Origin of the sequence: Vibrio sp. MMH1-50, assembly GCF_022347645.1 — a bacterium.
GTDB lineage: Bacteria > Pseudomonadota > Gammaproteobacteria > Enterobacterales > Vibrionaceae > Vibrio > Vibrio harveyi.
Genome location: NZ_JAKRGG010000007.1, coordinates 167774 through 185508 on the forward strand (window position 1 = coordinate 167774; position 17735 = coordinate 185508).

General features: G+C 45.7%; 18 protein-coding genes. 11 read left to right on the top strand and 7 right to left on the bottom strand.

Annotated elements, in window-relative coordinates:
* Positions 1-95: 95 nt before the first annotated feature.
* Complete coding sequence (locus MHO32_RS08075) at positions 96-935, top strand: class I SAM-dependent methyltransferase (RefSeq protein ID WP_171358541.1); 840 nt, start codon at positions 96-98, stop codon at positions 933-935.
* A gap of 88 nt (positions 936-1023) precedes the next feature.
* Here the strand turns inward: MHO32_RS08075 and MHO32_RS08080 are convergent, their stop codons facing one another.
* Complete coding sequence (locus MHO32_RS08080; RefSeq protein ID WP_239211132.1) at positions 1024-1365, bottom strand: hypothetical protein; 342 nt, start codon at positions 1363-1365, stop codon at positions 1024-1026.
* Positions 1366-1478: 113 nt separating this feature from the next.
* Positions 1479-2369, bottom strand: a complete 891-nt coding sequence (locus MHO32_RS08085) for an alpha/beta hydrolase (protein WP_199450259.1) — start codon at positions 2367-2369, stop codon at positions 1479-1481.
* A gap of 148 nt (positions 2370-2517) precedes the next feature.
* Here MHO32_RS08085 and MHO32_RS08090 point away from each other — a divergent pair, with 148 nt between their 5' ends.
* The gene (locus tag MHO32_RS08090; RefSeq protein ID WP_009699284.1) at positions 2518-3435 is read left to right on the top strand and encodes a LysR family transcriptional regulator; all 918 of its coding nucleotides are present in this window, start codon (positions 2518-2520) and stop codon (positions 3433-3435) included.
* Positions 3436-3443: 8 nt separating this feature from the next.
* On the opposite strand, the gene MHO32_RS08095 is transcribed toward MHO32_RS08090, so the two are convergent.
* Both MHO32_RS08095 and MHO32_RS08100 read right to left on the bottom strand, forming a co-directional pair.
* Entirely contained in the window at positions 3444-4319 is an 876-nt protein-coding gene (locus tag MHO32_RS08095; protein WP_239211134.1) for an aspartoacylase, read from the bottom strand.
* A gap of 61 nt (positions 4320-4380) precedes the next feature.
* On the bottom strand, positions 4381-5259 hold the full coding sequence (locus MHO32_RS08100) for a 6-carboxytetrahydropterin synthase (RefSeq protein WP_239211135.1): 879 nt from the start codon (positions 5257-5259) through the stop codon (positions 4381-4383).
* Between the two features lie 202 nt (positions 5260-5461).
* Here MHO32_RS08100 and MHO32_RS08105 point away from each other — a divergent pair, with 202 nt between their 5' ends.
* The 8 genes from MHO32_RS08105 to MHO32_RS08140 all read left to right on the top strand — a co-directional run bounded on the left by MHO32_RS08105 (position 5462) and on the right by MHO32_RS08140 (position 14406).
* Complete coding sequence (locus MHO32_RS08105; protein ID WP_047514272.1) at positions 5462-6331, top strand: DMT family transporter; 870 nt, start codon at positions 5462-5464, stop codon at positions 6329-6331.
* Positions 6332-6723: 392 nt separating this feature from the next.
* Positions 6724-8898, top strand: coding sequence for an FUSC family protein (locus tag MHO32_RS08110; protein WP_239211137.1), 2175 nt, complete (start codon positions 6724-6726; stop codon positions 8896-8898).
* A gap of 10 nt (positions 8899-8908) precedes the next feature.
* Positions 8909-10594: a TolC family protein gene (locus tag MHO32_RS08115; protein ID WP_239211139.1), complete on the top strand. Its 1686-nt coding sequence runs from the start codon at positions 8909-8911 to the stop codon at positions 10592-10594.
* Positions 10594-10797, top strand: coding sequence for a DUF1656 domain-containing protein (locus MHO32_RS08120; RefSeq protein ID WP_005453214.1), 204 nt, complete (start codon positions 10594-10596; stop codon positions 10795-10797). Before MHO32_RS08115 ends, MHO32_RS08120 begins: the two co-directional genes overlap by 1 nt.
* A gap of 12 nt (positions 10798-10809) precedes the next feature.
* Positions 10810-11697 (top strand): HlyD family secretion protein, encoded by an 888-nt coding sequence (locus tag MHO32_RS08125; RefSeq protein WP_005453216.1) that lies wholly within the window; start codon positions 10810-10812, stop codon positions 11695-11697.
* Between the two features lie 19 nt (positions 11698-11716).
* Positions 11717-12403, top strand: coding sequence for a potassium channel family protein (locus MHO32_RS08130; protein ID WP_005453218.1), 687 nt, complete (start codon positions 11717-11719; stop codon positions 12401-12403).
* Entirely contained in the window at positions 12396-13541 is a 1146-nt protein-coding gene (locus MHO32_RS08135; RefSeq protein ID WP_005453220.1) for an AI-2E family transporter, read from the top strand. The genes MHO32_RS08130 and MHO32_RS08135 overlap by 8 nt, the downstream gene beginning before the upstream one ends.
* Positions 13542-13734: 193 nt before the next feature.
* Positions 13735-14406 carry a DUF2057 domain-containing protein gene (locus MHO32_RS08140; RefSeq protein WP_239211140.1) on the top strand — a complete coding sequence of 224 codons (672 nt, stop codon included), beginning with the start codon at positions 13735-13737 and terminating at the stop codon, positions 14404-14406.
* Between the two features lie 63 nt (positions 14407-14469).
* Here MHO32_RS08140 and MHO32_RS08145 read toward each other — a convergent pair whose 3' ends face one another.
* From MHO32_RS08145 to MHO32_RS08155, 3 genes are all read right to left on the bottom strand, one after another.
* Positions 14470-15306, bottom strand: coding sequence for an outer membrane beta-barrel protein (locus MHO32_RS08145; protein WP_005453224.1), 837 nt, complete (start codon positions 15304-15306; stop codon positions 14470-14472).
* Positions 15307-15432: 126 nt separating this feature from the next.
* Positions 15433-15876 (bottom strand): RDD family protein, encoded by a 444-nt coding sequence (locus MHO32_RS08150; protein ID WP_009697987.1) that lies wholly within the window; start codon positions 15874-15876, stop codon positions 15433-15435.
* Positions 15877-15994: 118 nt separating this feature from the next.
* Positions 15995-16759, bottom strand: coding sequence for a ferredoxin--NADP reductase (locus MHO32_RS08155; protein WP_009697988.1), 765 nt, complete (start codon positions 16757-16759; stop codon positions 15995-15997).
* A 209-nt stretch (positions 16760-16968) separates the two neighbouring features.
* Here MHO32_RS08155 and MHO32_RS08160 point away from each other — a divergent pair, with 209 nt between their 5' ends.
* The gene (locus MHO32_RS08160; protein WP_050908383.1) at positions 16969-17421 is read left to right on the top strand and encodes an acyl-CoA thioesterase; all 453 of its coding nucleotides are present in this window, start codon (positions 16969-16971) and stop codon (positions 17419-17421) included.
* Positions 17422-17735: the final 314 nt, after the last annotated feature.

Genomic DNA, 17735 nt, shown 5'->3' on the forward strand with positions numbered 1-17735 from the left:
TCATTTTAATCAACGTCCTTACGTTGTTTTAGGATAACTAAAACCCCTAAATTCAAGTAAGGACGACAAGCTAACTTATTGTCGGAATTACAACTATGTTTAAAAAACTGAATGAAGCAACTGCCAAACCAGCCGTTTGGTCAGCATACACTGCGGACGTACTGTGGACAGATAACCACATTGCGAAACAGATGCTCAGCTTCCACCTAAACCAAGAAATCGAAGCCGCGTCGCGCTCATTCAACTTCATTGATGAATCTGTTGACTGGCTGGTGACTGAATTTGGTCTCAACCAAGATTCAAAAACCATCGATTTTGGTTGCGGCCCTGGCCTTTACACCCAACGTTTAAAAACGCGTGGTGTAGGCACGGTGCTGGGATTGGATTTCTCGCAAAACTCACTGGAATATGCGACTCAACAAGCAGCGTCTTCTAACCTCGCTATTGAGTATCACTTAGGCAATTACCTAGAGTTCAGTGACACACGACAGTTTGATTTGATCACGCTTGTTATGTGTGACCTTTGCGCGCTCAATCCAACTCAACGTGCGACGTTGTTTGCTAAGTTCAAAACACTGTTGGCTGAGAATGGTGCGATTGCATTAGACGTGTACACGCAAACACGTTTTAACAAGCAAGCTGAAGCGCTGACACTCAATCAAAATGCCATGAACGGTTTTTGGAGTGCAGAAGATTACTGGTGTATTCAATCTTCATTCAAATATGACACTGACCTTGTAACGCTAGACAAGTACGTGATAACTGAAGCGCAACGAGAGTGGACAGTCTATAACTGGCTGCAACACTTCACTTTAGACATGCTTAAAGCAGAACTTGCGCCGCATGGTTTAGAAGTTCAAGCAACCTACAGCGACTTGCGCGGAAAGCCGTTCGTAGATGGTGACGAAATGGCGGTGGTGATTCGTCATAAATAATGACCAATCCAAGCTAGAGCGACACTGCTATCAATAGCAAAAGGGGCGATATTCTCGCCCCTTTTTCGTGTTTCGCTATTTGCATTTGTTACGCATGAACCAACTCAACCGGTCCGTGATCGTCACAGTGATCGCCGTGTTGATGGTGAAGCCGACCATCGACAATGTAATCCACATGATCGCCATGTTGTATTGCCTCATGTCCACAACCCGGCCCATGTACATGCCCACCGCAAGAGTGCACAGGATGACATCCATCAGGATTGGTATCACTCAATCCAATAACATGTTCATCGCAGTGATCACCATGTGGATGATGCAAGGTTCCATCTACTAAGTAATCAACATGACCATCATGATGTATTGCCGTATGCCCACAATTTGGACCATGAGCATGGTTTGAATGTGAATGCGTTTTAGAGCAAGCCATCGACCCACCTCCTTTTTATAGGTTTATGCTTTCATATCAATGTTAGCTGTTGCACTGCCCTGCATTCCCTATATTTTAGATTATGTGAGCGATCTCATGCGTAACATGCATGATCAATGAAAAAACTCGACGATCTGCTCGACTGCTTGATCAACATATTCGTCTTCATCATACAGCGCGATGTGATTCGCACCTTCAATTCTAATCAATTGTTTAGGCTGCGAAGCCGCATCAAACATTTGCTCACTTTCGTATGCGGAATCCGCTTCTGTACCGACAATCATCAGCAGTGGTGTCGGTGTCAGGTTTGCAGCAATATCCAACGCAGAAAAGTTAGCCAACGTCTCATAAGACCAAGGCAAAAACTTGCTTTCGTATAAGCCTTTTGCTCCGCGCTCTGTCATGTAGTACTGGTAGAACTCTCTAAACAGACGTGGCATTTCCTCACTGTCTTCAGTTGGTGCATGAGGCAGAAAATCAATCTGCCCAGTAGCAAGATAACGTTCTCTCGCTTCATTACCTTTAAGCAGTAAATCTAACAAACCCTCTCGACCAATTACGTTGTGATAAAAACCTCGGTGGTCAAAGTAAGCACTCACAGTCGCAAGTGATTTTACGCGTCTATCTGTCGCAACGGCATGAGCTAAATACCCGCCGCCAGAACAAACACCTAACCCATGGATTTGCTCGTTGTTCACATACGTTAAAGAACGTAAATAAGTGACCCCATTGCGGCAATCTTCCGCTTTACTGTATGGGTTCTCATGAAATCTTGGTGCACCTTCACTCGCGCCAAAACTGGCATGGTCAAACGTTAATACCACAAATCCCTTGGCAGCAATTTTCTCGGCGTAGATTCTTACCGTCTGCTCTTTCACACCCGCCTGTGGCGCTGCAATCAAAACCGCGGGTAAAGGATTCTCCACTACGGATGGACGATGAATTTCTGCTGCAAGTCGGTTGCCATTGCTGAAAAATGAAGCCTCATATCTTGTTACTGTCACTCGATTCACTCTCTATGGTTAACGGTTTTTTAGACGATAGAGACGAGCATTCACAAACATTTGTACTCTGCTCCTCTCTTTTAAACCAGTATAAGGAGCGCTATTATTCAGATATATATAGGCATTATGAAAACACTGTTAGGTTTACATGAACAATCTATCTTGGCGAGGTATTCGAGCGTTTATTTATGTGGCGGAATGTGGAAGCTTTACCTCCGCAGCCGAAGCGATGGGCGCATCAAAAGCAAACGTGAGTCAGCTCGTGAGTGAATTAGAGTCCTCGCTAGGTGTTCAATTGCTTTATAGAACCACACGTCAGCTTCGCCTTACTGAAATTGGCGATGGCTACTTTCGCAAGTGCAAAGAAGCAATGCTACAACTGGATGCCGCCGCAGAGTGGGCACAGCAAACCACCAGCGAAATTAAGGGTCGGATCCACATGAATTCTGTCGGAGGGCCGATTGGCGAAGAGCTCATTGCACCATTGGTGATGAGTTTTCAATCCGCCTACCCGAACGTAGAAGTAGAGCTCGATTTCTCAAAACATCGCGTTGATCTCATTGAAGATAGCTACGACTTAGTCCTCCGAGTCGGCGAAATGCCAGACTCCACTCTCATCGCGCGCCGACTCACCACACTTCGCACGCACTATGTCGCAAGTCCAGATTTTCTGGAACGACACCCGAACATCCTCGTCCCAGAAGATCTTAAAGCCTTGCCTTTGATTCATGGCAGTGTTGATCATTGGATTATGAAAAATCACAAAGAACAGCGCATTATCAATGTAGGGCAAGGTATTAAAGCGGCTACTGGCAGGACCATGCGGCACGCGGCGGTTTCTGGACTAGGGGTAACGCGACTAACCGATGTGTACTGCCATGCTGATTTGGCATCCGGAAGACTTATCGAGGTGCTCCCGGAATGGTCAGAAAAAACCTTACTTTCGCTCGTCTGTCCGCCAGTCAAATATCAACTACCAAGAGTCAAAATGCTTATGGACTGGATAAGCGACCGATTCGAAGAACACTATAAACAGTTCAGAATTGAGGGCGAACATTCAAGCTAAGCTCGGTTTCAATCACTCGTGCGAACGCATTTTTTCTCAGCAAGTGCCATAGCGATATTGGCTTTGCTGTACGCACTCTCGTTGATGAAATGCGGATAGATATCCTGCTTGCCTTCCCAGAAAATATCGTAACCAAAGAAGCTCGCGAGTAGTGGTTCGCCCAGTTTGACTACCTCGAAATCTCGTCCACAGATCATAGGATGTACTGTCGCGACACGCATACCATCGTGGTCGACAGGGATCATGACTTCTTCGGTGTAAAAATACGCGTCGTAGTCGTTCAACTCACCAACACGATCAAGGTTATGCTGTTCAAGGTAATCTAATACCATGGTCAGCATCTTTTTCATTAGCTCTAGAGTGTCGTACTTCAGTGAACCATGCGCTTGAGCTCCAACTTCGATCATCACACCATGCTGCCCGGTGGTGCACAAATAAGGTTGGTCATCCCACGCTTTTCTGTCTTCAAACAAGATGTTGGCTTCTGGCATGCGTTGCTTCACATACGCCCCCATCTTGCGATAGAACACGTCATTAGAAACCAAAATCAAGGTCGCACCCATGTTACTGGTGGTGTTGTGCAGATCGATGATCAATTGATTCTCTTGGTGAGCATGTACTTGCGTGAATTGCTGCGCGATTTCAGTTTCTTGCTGAGTCGCAGGCGATGATTGATTCGCCAAGGCAAATTCACGGTTGAGATCGGTCTCCACATAACGAACGTTTTGCTTTACCGCTTCAGGGTTGCCAAGCACACACTGAGTATTGAACGTCGAACGGTCAGCAACATAGAGGCGATCTTTGATGAGCTTTTGAAGATAAATGCCAGAAAGCTCGTTACCATGCGTACCTGCCACGAGCAGAACACGATTAAGTTTGTCCATAAAAGTGATATTCCAAATATTGAGTAAAAGTGAGTTTTAATTGAGATTGAGCAGCGCCCTCTTAGCGAAACGCCATCGCTCCTTTTCCCACACCTTCATAGGCGATAATTTGCAGTGACTGCCCCTCATTTAATGAAGGAGCAATTTCATTAGCGATAAATACGGCAAGCAGTTCCACCGTTGTATCCGTGTTCAGCACTTCGGTTTCACTGTGTGCAATCGCTAACTGGAAGTCCCCTTGAGAAGTGGTGTAACGAAAGCCAAAGTGGGTATCGCTACTGCTGCCATTAGCGTGTTCACTCAACTCTAAATGCTCAACTTCAACTAAGTCTTCGATGGAGGCGAGATAGATATCTTGCCAACGCTGTGCAAAAGCGTGCTCGCGTTCGATATCACGCTGCCCATCAACCAGAATTTGGATCGGTGAACGATGTCCGTGTGCGATACGCTGACAATTACCATCATGTTTTTTTAAACCGTGGGTGTAGTGATAGTAAGCGCCATCGAGTTTTTCATGACGCAAGGTCACATCAATCGATGCCACATTACTCGGTAGATGACCTTGTAGAACATGGTGAATGTGTTTCGTCACGCTTTCTATTGAGATTTTTTTAGCATCAACAAAGCAAAAGGCTTCATCCGGACAATGTAGATGAATGCCCTTTTCACCACGCATAAGGTCGACTTGGGAATAGCCTGATTGAATACTTGTGGTTTCCACCGCGTCATTATCTACGGGAACAAGCAAACGGTGATCAACATATTGATCGACCAATTGTTTGATTTGCTTCTTCACTTTCGAGAAATCCAGCACCATGCTCATCTCATTGAGATCGCCATGCATTACGACATCCAGAATCCAGCTCTCGCCGACCATGCCTCGTTTTTCACACAAATACGATGCATCAATAACCGTGAGATCATTAACAAATAGATTCAACCCGAATTCCTCATTCTGTATTTATTACCGAACCAAATTGTTATGTTATAACAATTACTATTTTCACTCAATTTGGCAAGACTTCGATATCTCAATGCACCATGAGTGTGCGTTTTCAGCTATAACTAATCACTTTATCAACTAATTAGCTTCTTATGTTTGGCGCTACACTGCGTATCTTGCTTAGGATTGAGGATAAGGAATGTCGACATTTTTACTGACCGCGATTGCTATGTTGGCGTTTGCTGCCAATTCACTGCTGTGTCGCTTAGCATTAGCAGCAGGTCTCATAGACGCGGGCAGCTTCACCCTTATCCGTTTACTCTCTGGTGCAGTCACCTTAGTTACCATCCTACTTCTGAGAGGAAACTTTCGCAGCCAGCTACCGACAACCAAATTCAGTCTGTTTGCAGGAGTAGCCTTATTTGGATATGCCGCCCTGTTTTCTTTCGCCTATATAAAACTAGCAGCTGGAACCGGAGCCTTGTTACTTTTTGGTGCTGTACAGCTGACCTTACTCGCCCTTTATTGGTGGCAAGGGCAGCGCTTTAAATCGCTCGAAGTGTTAGGCATTGCGGTGTCGTTAGCGGGGTTTGCTTGGCTCATGCTGCCATCGGCAACTCGACCAGATGTCTGGTCTGCTGTATTGATGGTACTTTCCGGTGTTTGCTGGGCAGGCTTCACCGCTCTAGGTAAACACGCCCCAACTCCGAGCAGTGGGATTACTTGGGGGTTCATTACCGCTTCCATCTTAGGACTCCTACTTTCCCCACTGTTATTAGATTCAATTCAAGTAACCTTAAAAGGTACATTATTAGCCATTGCATCGGGTGCCATCGCCTCAGGTTTTGGTTATGTACTTTGGTATCAGGTAATGCAAAAGTTATCTCTGTTACAAGCAGCGGTTAGCCAGCTTTCTGTTCCTGCCATCGCTCTGATTTTAGGTAGCATATTGTTAGGTGAAGCCCTGACCCTACATTCGTTAATAACCAGTGCTATCATTCTTGGCGGCATTGCATTGGTCTTTTTATCTCGCTCCCAAAAATCCAAAACCACATCTACAAGCCAGTAAAAAACAAAAACTTCCCTCTCAACTTATTCCTCATCATCTATGCTTTTTGTTAGGCACTTGTTTTCACAATAATTTGGAAGTGAGCAAGACCTAACATGCTGGCGATGAGCCTTGAATAGAAATTTGGTTTGATAATTCCTGCAAAACTGTATCAGTAATGAGACTTTCTAGTTAAACGTTTTCTTGGTCGTTTTTCCTCCCACGCTATGAGCAACGGGGCTCGAAGAACGATTTAGGCTTTTCAGTCCGATTGGGTTTTGACAAAGGATTTACAAACCTCTTCATTTCAATCGCTATATTCCGCGTCCGCAATTTTTTCAGAACGAAATTCTGATTATTGATTGAATAAATTCATCCACTTACAAGCATAAGCCTGAGCTAACGTTGACACTATGAACGAGAAAATCAAATTCGCCACAAAAGTAGCGCTTAGCCTAACTCTGGCTTATCTGATCCCGTTTGCAATGGGTTGGCCGCAAGCATCTACCGCGGCTACGACAGTCATGTTAATCGCTTCTACCGGTAGTCGACGTGAGTCTCTCGCCAAAGGCACATTGCGTGTGCTGGGTACTTTAGTAGGTGCGGTAATCGGTTTGTTGCTTGTCGGCATGTTTGCCCAAGATCGCTTGCTGTATATGCTCAGCGTTTCTGTCGTTGTTTCCTTTATTTTCTATTTCCGCAACGCGTACCAAAAAGACCCGACCTTACTTGCCTTAACTGGCGTAATGGTCTTAATGATGTCGAATGGTGGAGATGCAGAAGGCGCATTCATGTATGGCGTTGATCGCGCGTACATGACGATCTTTGGTGTAGTGCTTTACACCTTAGTGGGCACATTCCTATGGCCGACCAAGACAGAGCAAAATCTGCGTCAGCTCATTGAGCAACTGAATCAAGCTCAACAAGCGTTGTTTAATGCCATTTTGCAAAACTTCGAACAAAAAACAGCGCTACAACAGGATGTGGTCACCAATGCGGAAGCGACTGAAAACGATGAAGCACCGTCACCAACCATCGATGAGTTGTTAGAAAAAGTATTCGCCGCACAAAACGCGCTAGAACAACGCTTTGCAACCGTCAGTATCGAGTGCAGTGATGTCTCGGCCTATATGGAAGAGTGGCAACTCGCGGTCCACTTCAATAAGCAAATCACTCAAGAGCTTAGCGTGGCTGCACATAGTCACTTTAGCCACCAGCAAGACCGAAGCTGTATCAACAACTTTGATCAAGCGACTCAAGAAATCCAACAACTGTTCAAGATCAGTCAAGAGATGTGGGACAACGAGGGAGCGGCTTACCGAGCTCAAGAATTAAACATCGAATACAACCAAGCGGCGCTGGCAGACGCGTCTCACCTTGTGAAAGGCTCAGCACTCACACTTGGTCACTTACTTAAACTCATGCACCAAAGCTTGTCTCGCTTAGCTGAGAGCATTAGCTGTATTGATTCTGTGACCAACAATGTGTCGTTTAAGCAAGAATTGCCGAAGCAGAAGAGTAAGTTCCTTTGGTGGGATGCTGAGAACTTCAAAACCGCAGTGAAAACCTTCACCACCTACTGGGTGGCAGGGTTAATTTGGATTTATTTCAACCCGCCAGGTGGCTACTCGTTTGTTACCTTCTCAACCATCTTTATGTCACTGCTGTCGTTTGTACCTGTTCACCCATTCATGTTGCTGATTTTGTTTACGTTTGGCTTCCTATTTGCAGTGCCTTCGTACGTCTTTATTTTGCCGGGTTTAGAGTTAGGTGCCGAACTGGGCTTGTTCATCTTTATCTATACCTTTATCGGTTTTTATCTATTCAAAGGACCGGTGACCATCTTCTACATGATTGGCTTGTTCGTGCTCGGTCTCGACAACAATATGACCTATCACTTTGGCATCCTAATGACGATCATGACCTTGTTCTACATGGTGGTATTCATGATCATTTTCGCTCATTACTTCCCTTTCAGTTCACGTCCAGAGCATTTGTTCTTAACGCTGAAAGAGCGGTATTTCAGGCATGTTGGTGACCTATTTGCTAGCTATCACCAACAATCTGAGTCCTCTTTTAAAAAGCTGAAACGTTCTTTGCATTTGGTGACACTAAACGTCTCTTCCAAAAAACTGATGGTTTGGGGCTCAAAGATCAACCACAAGTTATTTGATAAAACGCCGCCAGAGGCCATCGGCGCATTCAGCAAGTCATGCAATGCCCTAAGTAACCACGTCAACATTTTGATTGCTGCCGAACAAAAGCTGTTAAGTAACCGACTTATCAAACAGTTACGCAGCAAGCATACCGATTCCATATTACCTCTGATGGCTGGCGCACTAGCAAGCCATCAGACGACCGACGAGCTCAATTCTGTGTTCGAACAATACAGCCAAGATTACCAATCCTTTGAAAATAAACTGGAAGAATTCTTTAGTGAGTTGGATTTATCTGACTACGCTTATTCAGAGATAGCCGGTTTTTATATCTTGCTGAATTTAAAACGGAACGTGTTCGAAGCAATAAACCAATGCAAGCAAACCTACGAGGATATCGATTGGGTGAACTTACGTCAGAAGCGGTTTTAAAGGTGAGGATATGATGCTTCTAAAACTAACTAAACCTAGCCTCGCCATACTCTCTGTACTCGGATTGAGTGCGTGTACGACTTTGGGTCCGGATTACGTCCATCCAGAGCAAACCGCCTTGCCAAGTGATTGGTCATTAGAAAAAGCGGCGCAAGACACACAGCAATCCGAGCAAAAACTGCAGCAGTGGTGGCAGCAATTCAACGATCCAACACTGAACCAACTGGTTGAGATGGCGAGCCAACAAAACCTCGATCTTGAGGCGGCGGGTTTGCGCATAGTCCAAGCACGTTCGCTATTGGGCATCTCTACAGGATTGCAATACCCACAAGTGCAAACTGTCTCCGGTAACTTAGCTAGAGCTTATGTGAACGACCAAGGTGTAAATAACGCCGCGCTGTCATTTGATGCAGGGTGGGAAATGGACATCTGGGGCAAATACGCGCGTGGCATTGAATCTGCTGAAGCTGGCTACTATGCGTCGATTGCGTCTTACCACGACATCATGGTGACCATCACTGCGGAAGTGGCACGCAACTACATCAACTACCGCACGTTCCAAGAGCGTATTTTACTCTCTCGTCGAAACATCGAGATCCAAGAGCGCGTAGTGAATATTACTCAGGTGCAATTTGATTCTGGTAACGTAACTGAGCTCGACGTTCAGCAAGCGAAAAACCAGCTCTTCAATACTAAAGCGGCGCAACCTTCGCTTGAAATTGCAATGAAGCAGTCGCGCACTGCATTAGCATTGCTGTTGGGTGTGCTGCCAGAAGACGTTGAAAAGCTGTTGCAATCTGATGGCTTTGCTCAGCGGATGGCGGATTACGAAAACCAGTTTAAATCCTCAGGCAGAAAACCCGCACTATCAGGCAACGACGAACGCTCCATCGTACCTCGCCCACCTCTACTGGATAACAAAGTGGATGCAAATTTGGTGATGCGTCGACCTGATCTTCAAGTATCAGAAATGCAAGCTCGTGCTCAGAGTGCTCAGATTGGCGTTGCCGAAACAGCCTTGTACCCAAGCTTCTCTCTGTTCGGCTCTATAGGTATCGATAGCACGGTTCCAGATGGCAGCAGCTTCAGTTTCAGTGACTCGTTAACCATGGTGGTAGGTCCAACGTTCAGTTGGAATATCTTCCAATACGGACGAGTGAAAAACAACATTCGATTTGAAGATGCGAAGTTTCAAGAAACGCTGACCAACTACAACAAGAAGGTGCTGCAAGCGGTTAATGAAGTGACTAATGCACTGGAAGCTTATGACTTGTATTTGGAGCAAAAATCGCTGCGTCTGCAATCGGTCAATTCGTCGATTCGCGCGTTCAATATATCGATGACGCAGTACGAAAACGGTCAGATTTCCTTTGAGCGCCTTCTGAATTCAGTAGAGAAAATGACTCGCGCAGAAGACAGCTACGCCACTATCAAAGGTAACGTCGCAAACCAAGTTGTGGCACTTTACAAAGCGCTCGGCGGTGGATGGGAGGCTCAAACAGGTAAACCATTTTTATCTGAAACCGTCGCCAAACAGATGCAAGACCGCAGCGATTGGGATGGTTTGCTGAACAAAGAAGAACGTGTTCTGCCACCAATTCGCATCGAGCCATCTTCAGACAAAGCGCAAGCAGACAGTGCCGAGCAACTAAGTACCCAGAAAAATAGTTCCGAGCAAGATGGGGAGGTGCAGTAATGCCACACGAACTCTCTTGGGGGGACGTTTACTTTTCTCCCTTGTTACTGGTGCTGATTCTTGCCGTCACTGCCACATGGATAACGGTGATCATCTTGAACAAGACACGCTTGTCACGCTTCATTGCATTTCCGTCTCTGACATTCATTGCCATCATGGTGTTTTACGTGGTGGCCATCGACAGTTTTTATATACAGTTTTAGGTGCCCAACAAGATGAAAAAACTACTCGTTATTGCACTCAATCTTGTCATTCTTGGTGGCGCGGCGTGGTTCGGCTATCAGAAGTTCGAAGAGTATTTTAATAACCCATGGACCCGCGATGGTCAGGTACGTGCGAACGTTATCAAGGTTGCACCTCGTGTATCTGGTCCTATCGTTCATGTTGCCGTGATGGACAACCAAGAAGTGAAGAAAGGCGATCTGCTGTTTGAGATCGATCCAACCACTTACGACGTTGCCCTATCACAAGCAGAAGTGGCGTTAGAGAAAGCCATCGTCAGTTCACGCGGTAAAAAGATCGAATACGATCGTTTAAAAGACATCCGAGCCAAAGACCGAGGCGCAGTTTCTCACAAAGATCTCATTCGTCGTGAAATCACCTACGAAGAATCGTTACTGCAAATCAAATCAGCAGAAGAACAGCTTAAGTCTGCGCGCCTGAACCTTGGTTACACCAAAGTGTACGCATCGGTTGATGGCTTTGTATCGAACCTAGATATCCGTGACGGTACACAAGCGGTTGCAAACCAGCCGTTAGTGGCACTTATCGACAAAAACAGCTTCTGGGTCTTTGGCTTCTTCCGCGAAAACCAATTGGCTCAAATTGCCCCGGGCAATGAAGCTCGTGTCACCTTGATGTCTCACCCAGACACACCTATCGACGCTACGGTGGACTCCATCGGTTGGGGTATCGCCCCTAAAGACGGCACCGTTGGCTACAACCTTCTCCCTAATGTGAACCCTGTATTCCAGTGGATTCGCTTAGCCCAACGCATTCCCGTTCGCGTGTCATTGCATGAATTACCAGAAGGCGTCGACCTACGCTTTGGTCTTTCTGCTTCCATCATGGTGATGAAGGACTCATCACAAGAGCAAGAATAGGAGTTAAACAGACATAACCATGGCTATCGGAAAAAAACTCAAAAACATCAATGAAGAAAACAACTTCTTCTATCTGACCCTAGCGTTAATCGGGCTCTTAATTGGCGGTGCGTTTGTACAGGTTGTAGGAGAAGGAGCGATGGAACACCTGTTACAAGGGTTCACCATCATCACTTTTATCGTCTGTATGGCGAGCTTACGCTTTGACAAAAACTGGTCACGTTTTCTTTATACCTTGCTCGGTACTTGGGTATTGGTGATTGGTATTAAAGCCGCTCTCGGTATCAAAGAAATGGACGTGGTGATGCTCGCCCTCACCTTCGCCTTCTTCTTCGGGACATTCAAATCCATCGCAAGACAGATTCTGTTCACTGGGCATGTGAACACCAACAAAGTCATTGGTTCGGTTGCCCTATTTTTGCTGCTGGGACTGATGTGGGCAATTGCCTATCTCATCCTTCTTGAGTTCTCTCCAAACTCATTCACCGGGATGGAAGCCATCTCTTGGGGTCAGAACTTCTCTAATGCAGCGTATTTCAGTTTCGTCACCTTAACCACGTTAGGTTACGGCGACATCAGCCCTCTAACACCATTGGCACAAGTCGTTGTGTATTTAGAGGCCATTGTAGGCGTGTTTTATATGGCGATTGTTGTTTCAAGTCTCGTCAGTTCCAACATTGAACATCAGGTAAACAAAAATGGATAAACAATCGGAAAAAACAGAGAGTAAGATTTTCATCAGTAATATGGTGGAATCTGCGATACGTATCGGCTTGATCTTAGTCTTGCTGATGTTTACGTATGACATTATCAAACCTTTCATTCTTCCTGTGATTTGGGGTGCGATCATCGCGGTTGCATTGATGCCAATCTGTAAAAAACTAGAAAGAGTGTACGGTGGTAAACGAGGTCTCGCTGCAACGACAATTGCGTTGTTGGGTATCGCCCTACTGGTCACGCCTCTAGTGATGGTATCAGGCTCCATTGTTGATGGCGCAACGCACGCACTAGAAGTATTGCAAAATGGCGACATCAAAATCCCTGGTCCAAAACCTTCTGTTGCTGATTGGCCACTTGTCGGTGACAAGCTTTACGAAGTATGGACGCTGTTCGCGACAAACTTAGAGAAAGCAATTCAAACCTTTATGCCACAAATCAAGTCAGGCTTAACGTCTCTACTTGGCATGGTAGGTGGTGCTTTGGGTAGTCTGCTTCTTTCTATCCTATCGCTTGCGATTGCTGCTGGCTTTATGACTTACTCAGAGTCTTTGGCATCAGGTCTTAGCACCATTGCCGTTCGCACCGCTGGCGACAACGCCAAGAGCTGGACAACACTTATCGCCGCAACTATTAAGAGTGTGTTGCTTGGCGTGGTTGGTGTCGCTGCGATTCAAGCGCTATTGATTGGTGCAGGTTTCTTCATCTTCGGCGTACCTGCTGCAGGTCTACTCACACTTATTCTGATGATCCTGTGTATAGCACAGCTTCCAGCACTGCTTGCCGTACTGCCTGTAATTGGCTACATGTACATGACCCAAGACACCAGCACTGCGACTATGTTTACTGTGTGGGTTGTGGTTGCGGCATTGTCAGAGAACCTGTTCAAGCCGATGCTAATGGGACGCGGTGTTGACGTACCGATGCCTGTGATTCTTCTTGGTGCCATTGGCGGCATGCTCTTCTACGGCATCGTTGGTCTGTTCTTAGGTGCCGTTATCCTCGCGATTTGGTATGAGCTATTCGTATGGTGGTTGAGCATAGAGAAAGCACAACAGCAAGAAGAAGCGGTCATCGAAGAGAAAGAAGCGTCGCAAGCGGAATCTGGTCACGGCGCTGGTATCTAACCTTGCAAGCATTTGAAACAAACCGCTGTCTTTGCAGCGGTTTGAGCTATTTAGCTCACAGTTTCATCGCTTGGAATCAGATTAAAATGACGTTCTTGTTAAATTTTCAATCTTCTAACATTCGAGAGTTGCAATCAGACAATGAACAATGCAATCTCGATGACCACTAATGACAGTGCTTAGGATAAAAACAATGAAATTGATCAAGCCTTTAACTTGCGCGCTTGCTTTGGCAATGAGTGGCATGGCATTCGCGGATGTGACGGTAACCGTTCCTGACGACGTTTCAATCTATGCGGCTAACGGTGAAAAAGTAAAACTATCTGGTGGCTTTTTTGCTTCTGAAAGATCATTCACTCTGCCTGACGGTGTAAACCAAGTTGTTTTCCGCTACGCACCTTACTTCAGCCAAGGCAATGATCGCCTAAGTGTTGAGAGTGACGTTATCGTAGCTCGTTTCGACACAACCGATGCTGAGCTAGCGTTCCAGCTTCCTGAATACCGTGACCTTCGCCAAGCAGAAGAAAGAATCAAAGACCTAGATTGGAAACTGGTTGATGCTTCAGGCAATGCAATTGCGGTAGAGCAAGACAAGCTAATCAAACCAGGTATGCAAATTGGTCGTGACTACGTTCGCGAAGTGGAAGACTACAATAAAGCAGGCGGTGTAGCGGCAATCGGAGTTGCAACTGCAGCGGTCGTTCAGCCTGTAACGCTTCCAGCAGCAATTCCATCAGACATGAAGCAAACTAAGCCTGCGACAATGAAAGCAGATTCAACGGCTGAAGAAATGCTGCACTTCTGGTACCAAAAAGCAGACGCTGAGACACAAGCGCGCTTTAAAGACTACATCAACAAGCAATAGCTCGTTGTCTGGTAGACGAAATATTCAATACAAATAGCCACACTCCTGTGTGGCTTTTTTAATTCAGAATTTGTACGCCATGGTCAGCATTGGACCATAGAATCGGTAGGTAACATCGAGCGCAGAATTGTCGCTTTCGTAATCAACCCCTACTTCGTAATAGTTAAATGAACCCGTCATGCTGAATTGGTCGGTAAAGAAGTACTTAGCGCCAATGTCCACTTCAAACAAGTAGCCTTCTATATCATCCACAGCTAAATAGAACACCTGTGCGTGGCTTTTTAAAATCCAGTCTTGCGTCAGTGAATACTCTGCTCGAATCCCCAAATCTGGTAAAGGGGCAGTAACATCATTTAAAACCGCATCATCAACAAACATTACTGGAATTTCATCCACCCCACTCACTTTTGCGCCAAGCTTGCCATCTAAACCTAATGACAGCCACATCACGTGCAGCCCCGCCAATACATCCACCGCCCATTTATCACTGGTGTAAAACTGATAACCGTAACCTAGGCGTGCAATATCAATGTTCAGTTCTGTGGTCAACTTAGAGCCAGCTTGAACCGCATAAGTGGTGCCATCAACGGTAATTTCAAAAGGTTTGGTTACCGCTGTGCGGGTTGCCTCACGGTGCAAACTACGCCAATCAAGATACACGCTATGTTTTTTATTGAAGTAATACTCCACCTCAACATAAGGCAGCACGGTAAACTCTTTCAAATCGAGATCAGATTCGAAATCAATGGTACGTATTTGGTCGAGGTAAGGGTCGTAGGCGTTAAGTTTGGTGTCAGTGCGAGAGAAAAATCCCCCCGCTTCAATCTCCCACTCTCCAGCAACAACGCCGGAAGAAATGAGAGTAGCGAGGCACACTGTCCAACCAGCTTTGTTCATCATCCTTGAGTCCTAAGCGATTGAATTTATGTTTGAAGTAAGTGTAGTCGTAGGAAGAGAGATATGGAAAGACGATTCGATCGCAACTCTGCATGAAACTGATCATTCAACGTCAAATCAGCAGTTGAGTTAGCAATTCACCACTTTGGTACCTGAAAGCAAATCGTGTAACAAACGACGCTCAGGGTGAAATAAAAATAGAGCAAGGTTGACCAATGGTGTAAACGGGATAAGCATTTCAATCAAATAGCTCATACACAATCGTAAAGACGTGGTCACTTTCGTCGTGTCGTGACCGTTCTTCATCACCACTTTGATCCTAACCAAACGCATCCCAACAGTTTGTCCCTCACGGAGAAAATTCCAATTCGCCATCATCAACATAGGAATGGTTAGCACGTAGCTTGCTTTTGTGTCCTTAACTAATTGAAGGTTTTCACTCAAAGAAAGTTCGAAGCCATTTACAACAGAATTGATGGTCAAAGCGATTGTAAGCACTAAACCAGTCACGATCATCAGATCGATGAAACCACCAATAAATCTTCGCCTTCTATCGGCAATTGAGCACCACATACTTCCTCCTGAAATGCAAGCTGATGCATTCTAGGGATGGGTTGTAAGGCGCTCAATTGTGAGAAGCCATATTTGTGACCCTCTCTCAGAACTGAGATGGTCAAATATCAATCAAACCTTACCAATATCTCTCGTAAATGATATTGCCACCTGTTCGAGCACGATATTTCTCTAAGCCTAAACCTTGCAGTACTGGAGAGGTATCTTTGATCATCTCTGGGTTACCACACATCATCACAAAACTGCTTTGTTTAGAAAACGGCAAGTCAGCACGATTAACAAGCTCTCCCGACGCAATCAACTCTGGAATGCGGCCTTGAAGCTTACCCGGAATACTCTCACGGCTGACAATCGGCACATAACGCAGACGACCTTCATATCGCTGTTGGAGCTGCTCAATCAGGTATTTGTAAACTAAATCTCTTTCGTAACGCACACCATGCACCAGCACAATGTGGTCGCTGTGTGGAAGTAGATTGATGTCGTCTAACAAAGAGAGAAATGGACCAATGCCTGTCCCCGTTGAAAGCAGCCATAGATCGTTTGCGTGTTTGGGAATGGTATCGTGGATAAGATCGCCATGAGCCGTTTCACCAACATAAATGCTATCGCCAGTTTGAAGCTGTTGCAGCCTTGGCGTCAGTTGCCCTTCAGGGTTCGCGACGACTAAGAATTCGAGCCATTCGAACTGCTCACTGGGCGCATTCACCACCGAGTATGCACGGCTAATGGGGTTGCCCTGTTCGTCGAGCAAGGCGAGTTTGGTAAATTGTCCGGCTTTGAAGGAGAGAGGCGCACCGGAAACTCGTAAACTGAACAGCTCACCTGTCCAGTCGATTCGTTTTTCTACTTTGGCAAGATTGAAACCTTTCAGTTCTGTCATTGGACATCTCCTTTTGGTTACGCTTACTTAAACCTACGCCTCACAACTGACTATGTAAAGTTTTTAGTTTACAAAAATAAGCATCTAATTCATTTCACATTTTACATACAATTTTATTACATCTTAATCAGTTCCATCTAGAATAAATACTCAAAGTGATAAGTCGCTTGGTAAATTGCGGCAACGTCGATGAAAAAGGAACATGAGTAATGGATACTTTATTAAAAGAATTCCCAGTGATTACGGAAATCAAAGTCGCTTGGGGAGAGATGGATGCCCTCCAACACGTCAATAATGCGGTGTATTTTCGTTACTTCGAAACTGCGCGTTTGGACTACTTCAACAAGATTAATCTGTTGGTAGATCTGCAGACGTCTCACATCGGTCCGGTTCTAAGTGAAACCCAATGCCGCTATAAGCTACCCGTTACGTTTCCAGATACGCTTTTGATTGGCTCACGCGTAATCGACATGCAAGAAGATCGCATCACGATGGAATACCAAGTGCTGAGTAAGAAGTGGGGCAAGGTTGCGACCATCGCGACCGCCACGGGTGTGATGTTTGATTTTACGAACAACGTGAAAGCTGCAATTCCAGATCACGTTCGCCAGTCGATTTTAGACTTGGAAGGCACCGTGGGCAGTACGCATCATTTGGAGTAAGAAAAGAGGCAAGAAGCGAGAGATTAGAATCGAGATCCCCGACTGCGCTCCTTCGTCGCTATCGGGAATGACGCAGAGGAACTATTCCAGCCTATGCCATGAGAAAAGCTGTGTCCTTCCAGCCTACACGGTAAAAAGTTGCGTCATTCTAGCGAGCCAAGGCGAGACTAAGAATCTACTTACCGTTTGCTGCAAACCATAAAGCGATGAATTACCTCAATATATTCTGAGAGTAGATTCTGAATCACGCTCGTCCCTCGCTGTTCAGAATGACGGTTCTCACTTGGGTGCTCTGCCCTACAATACGAGCTCCG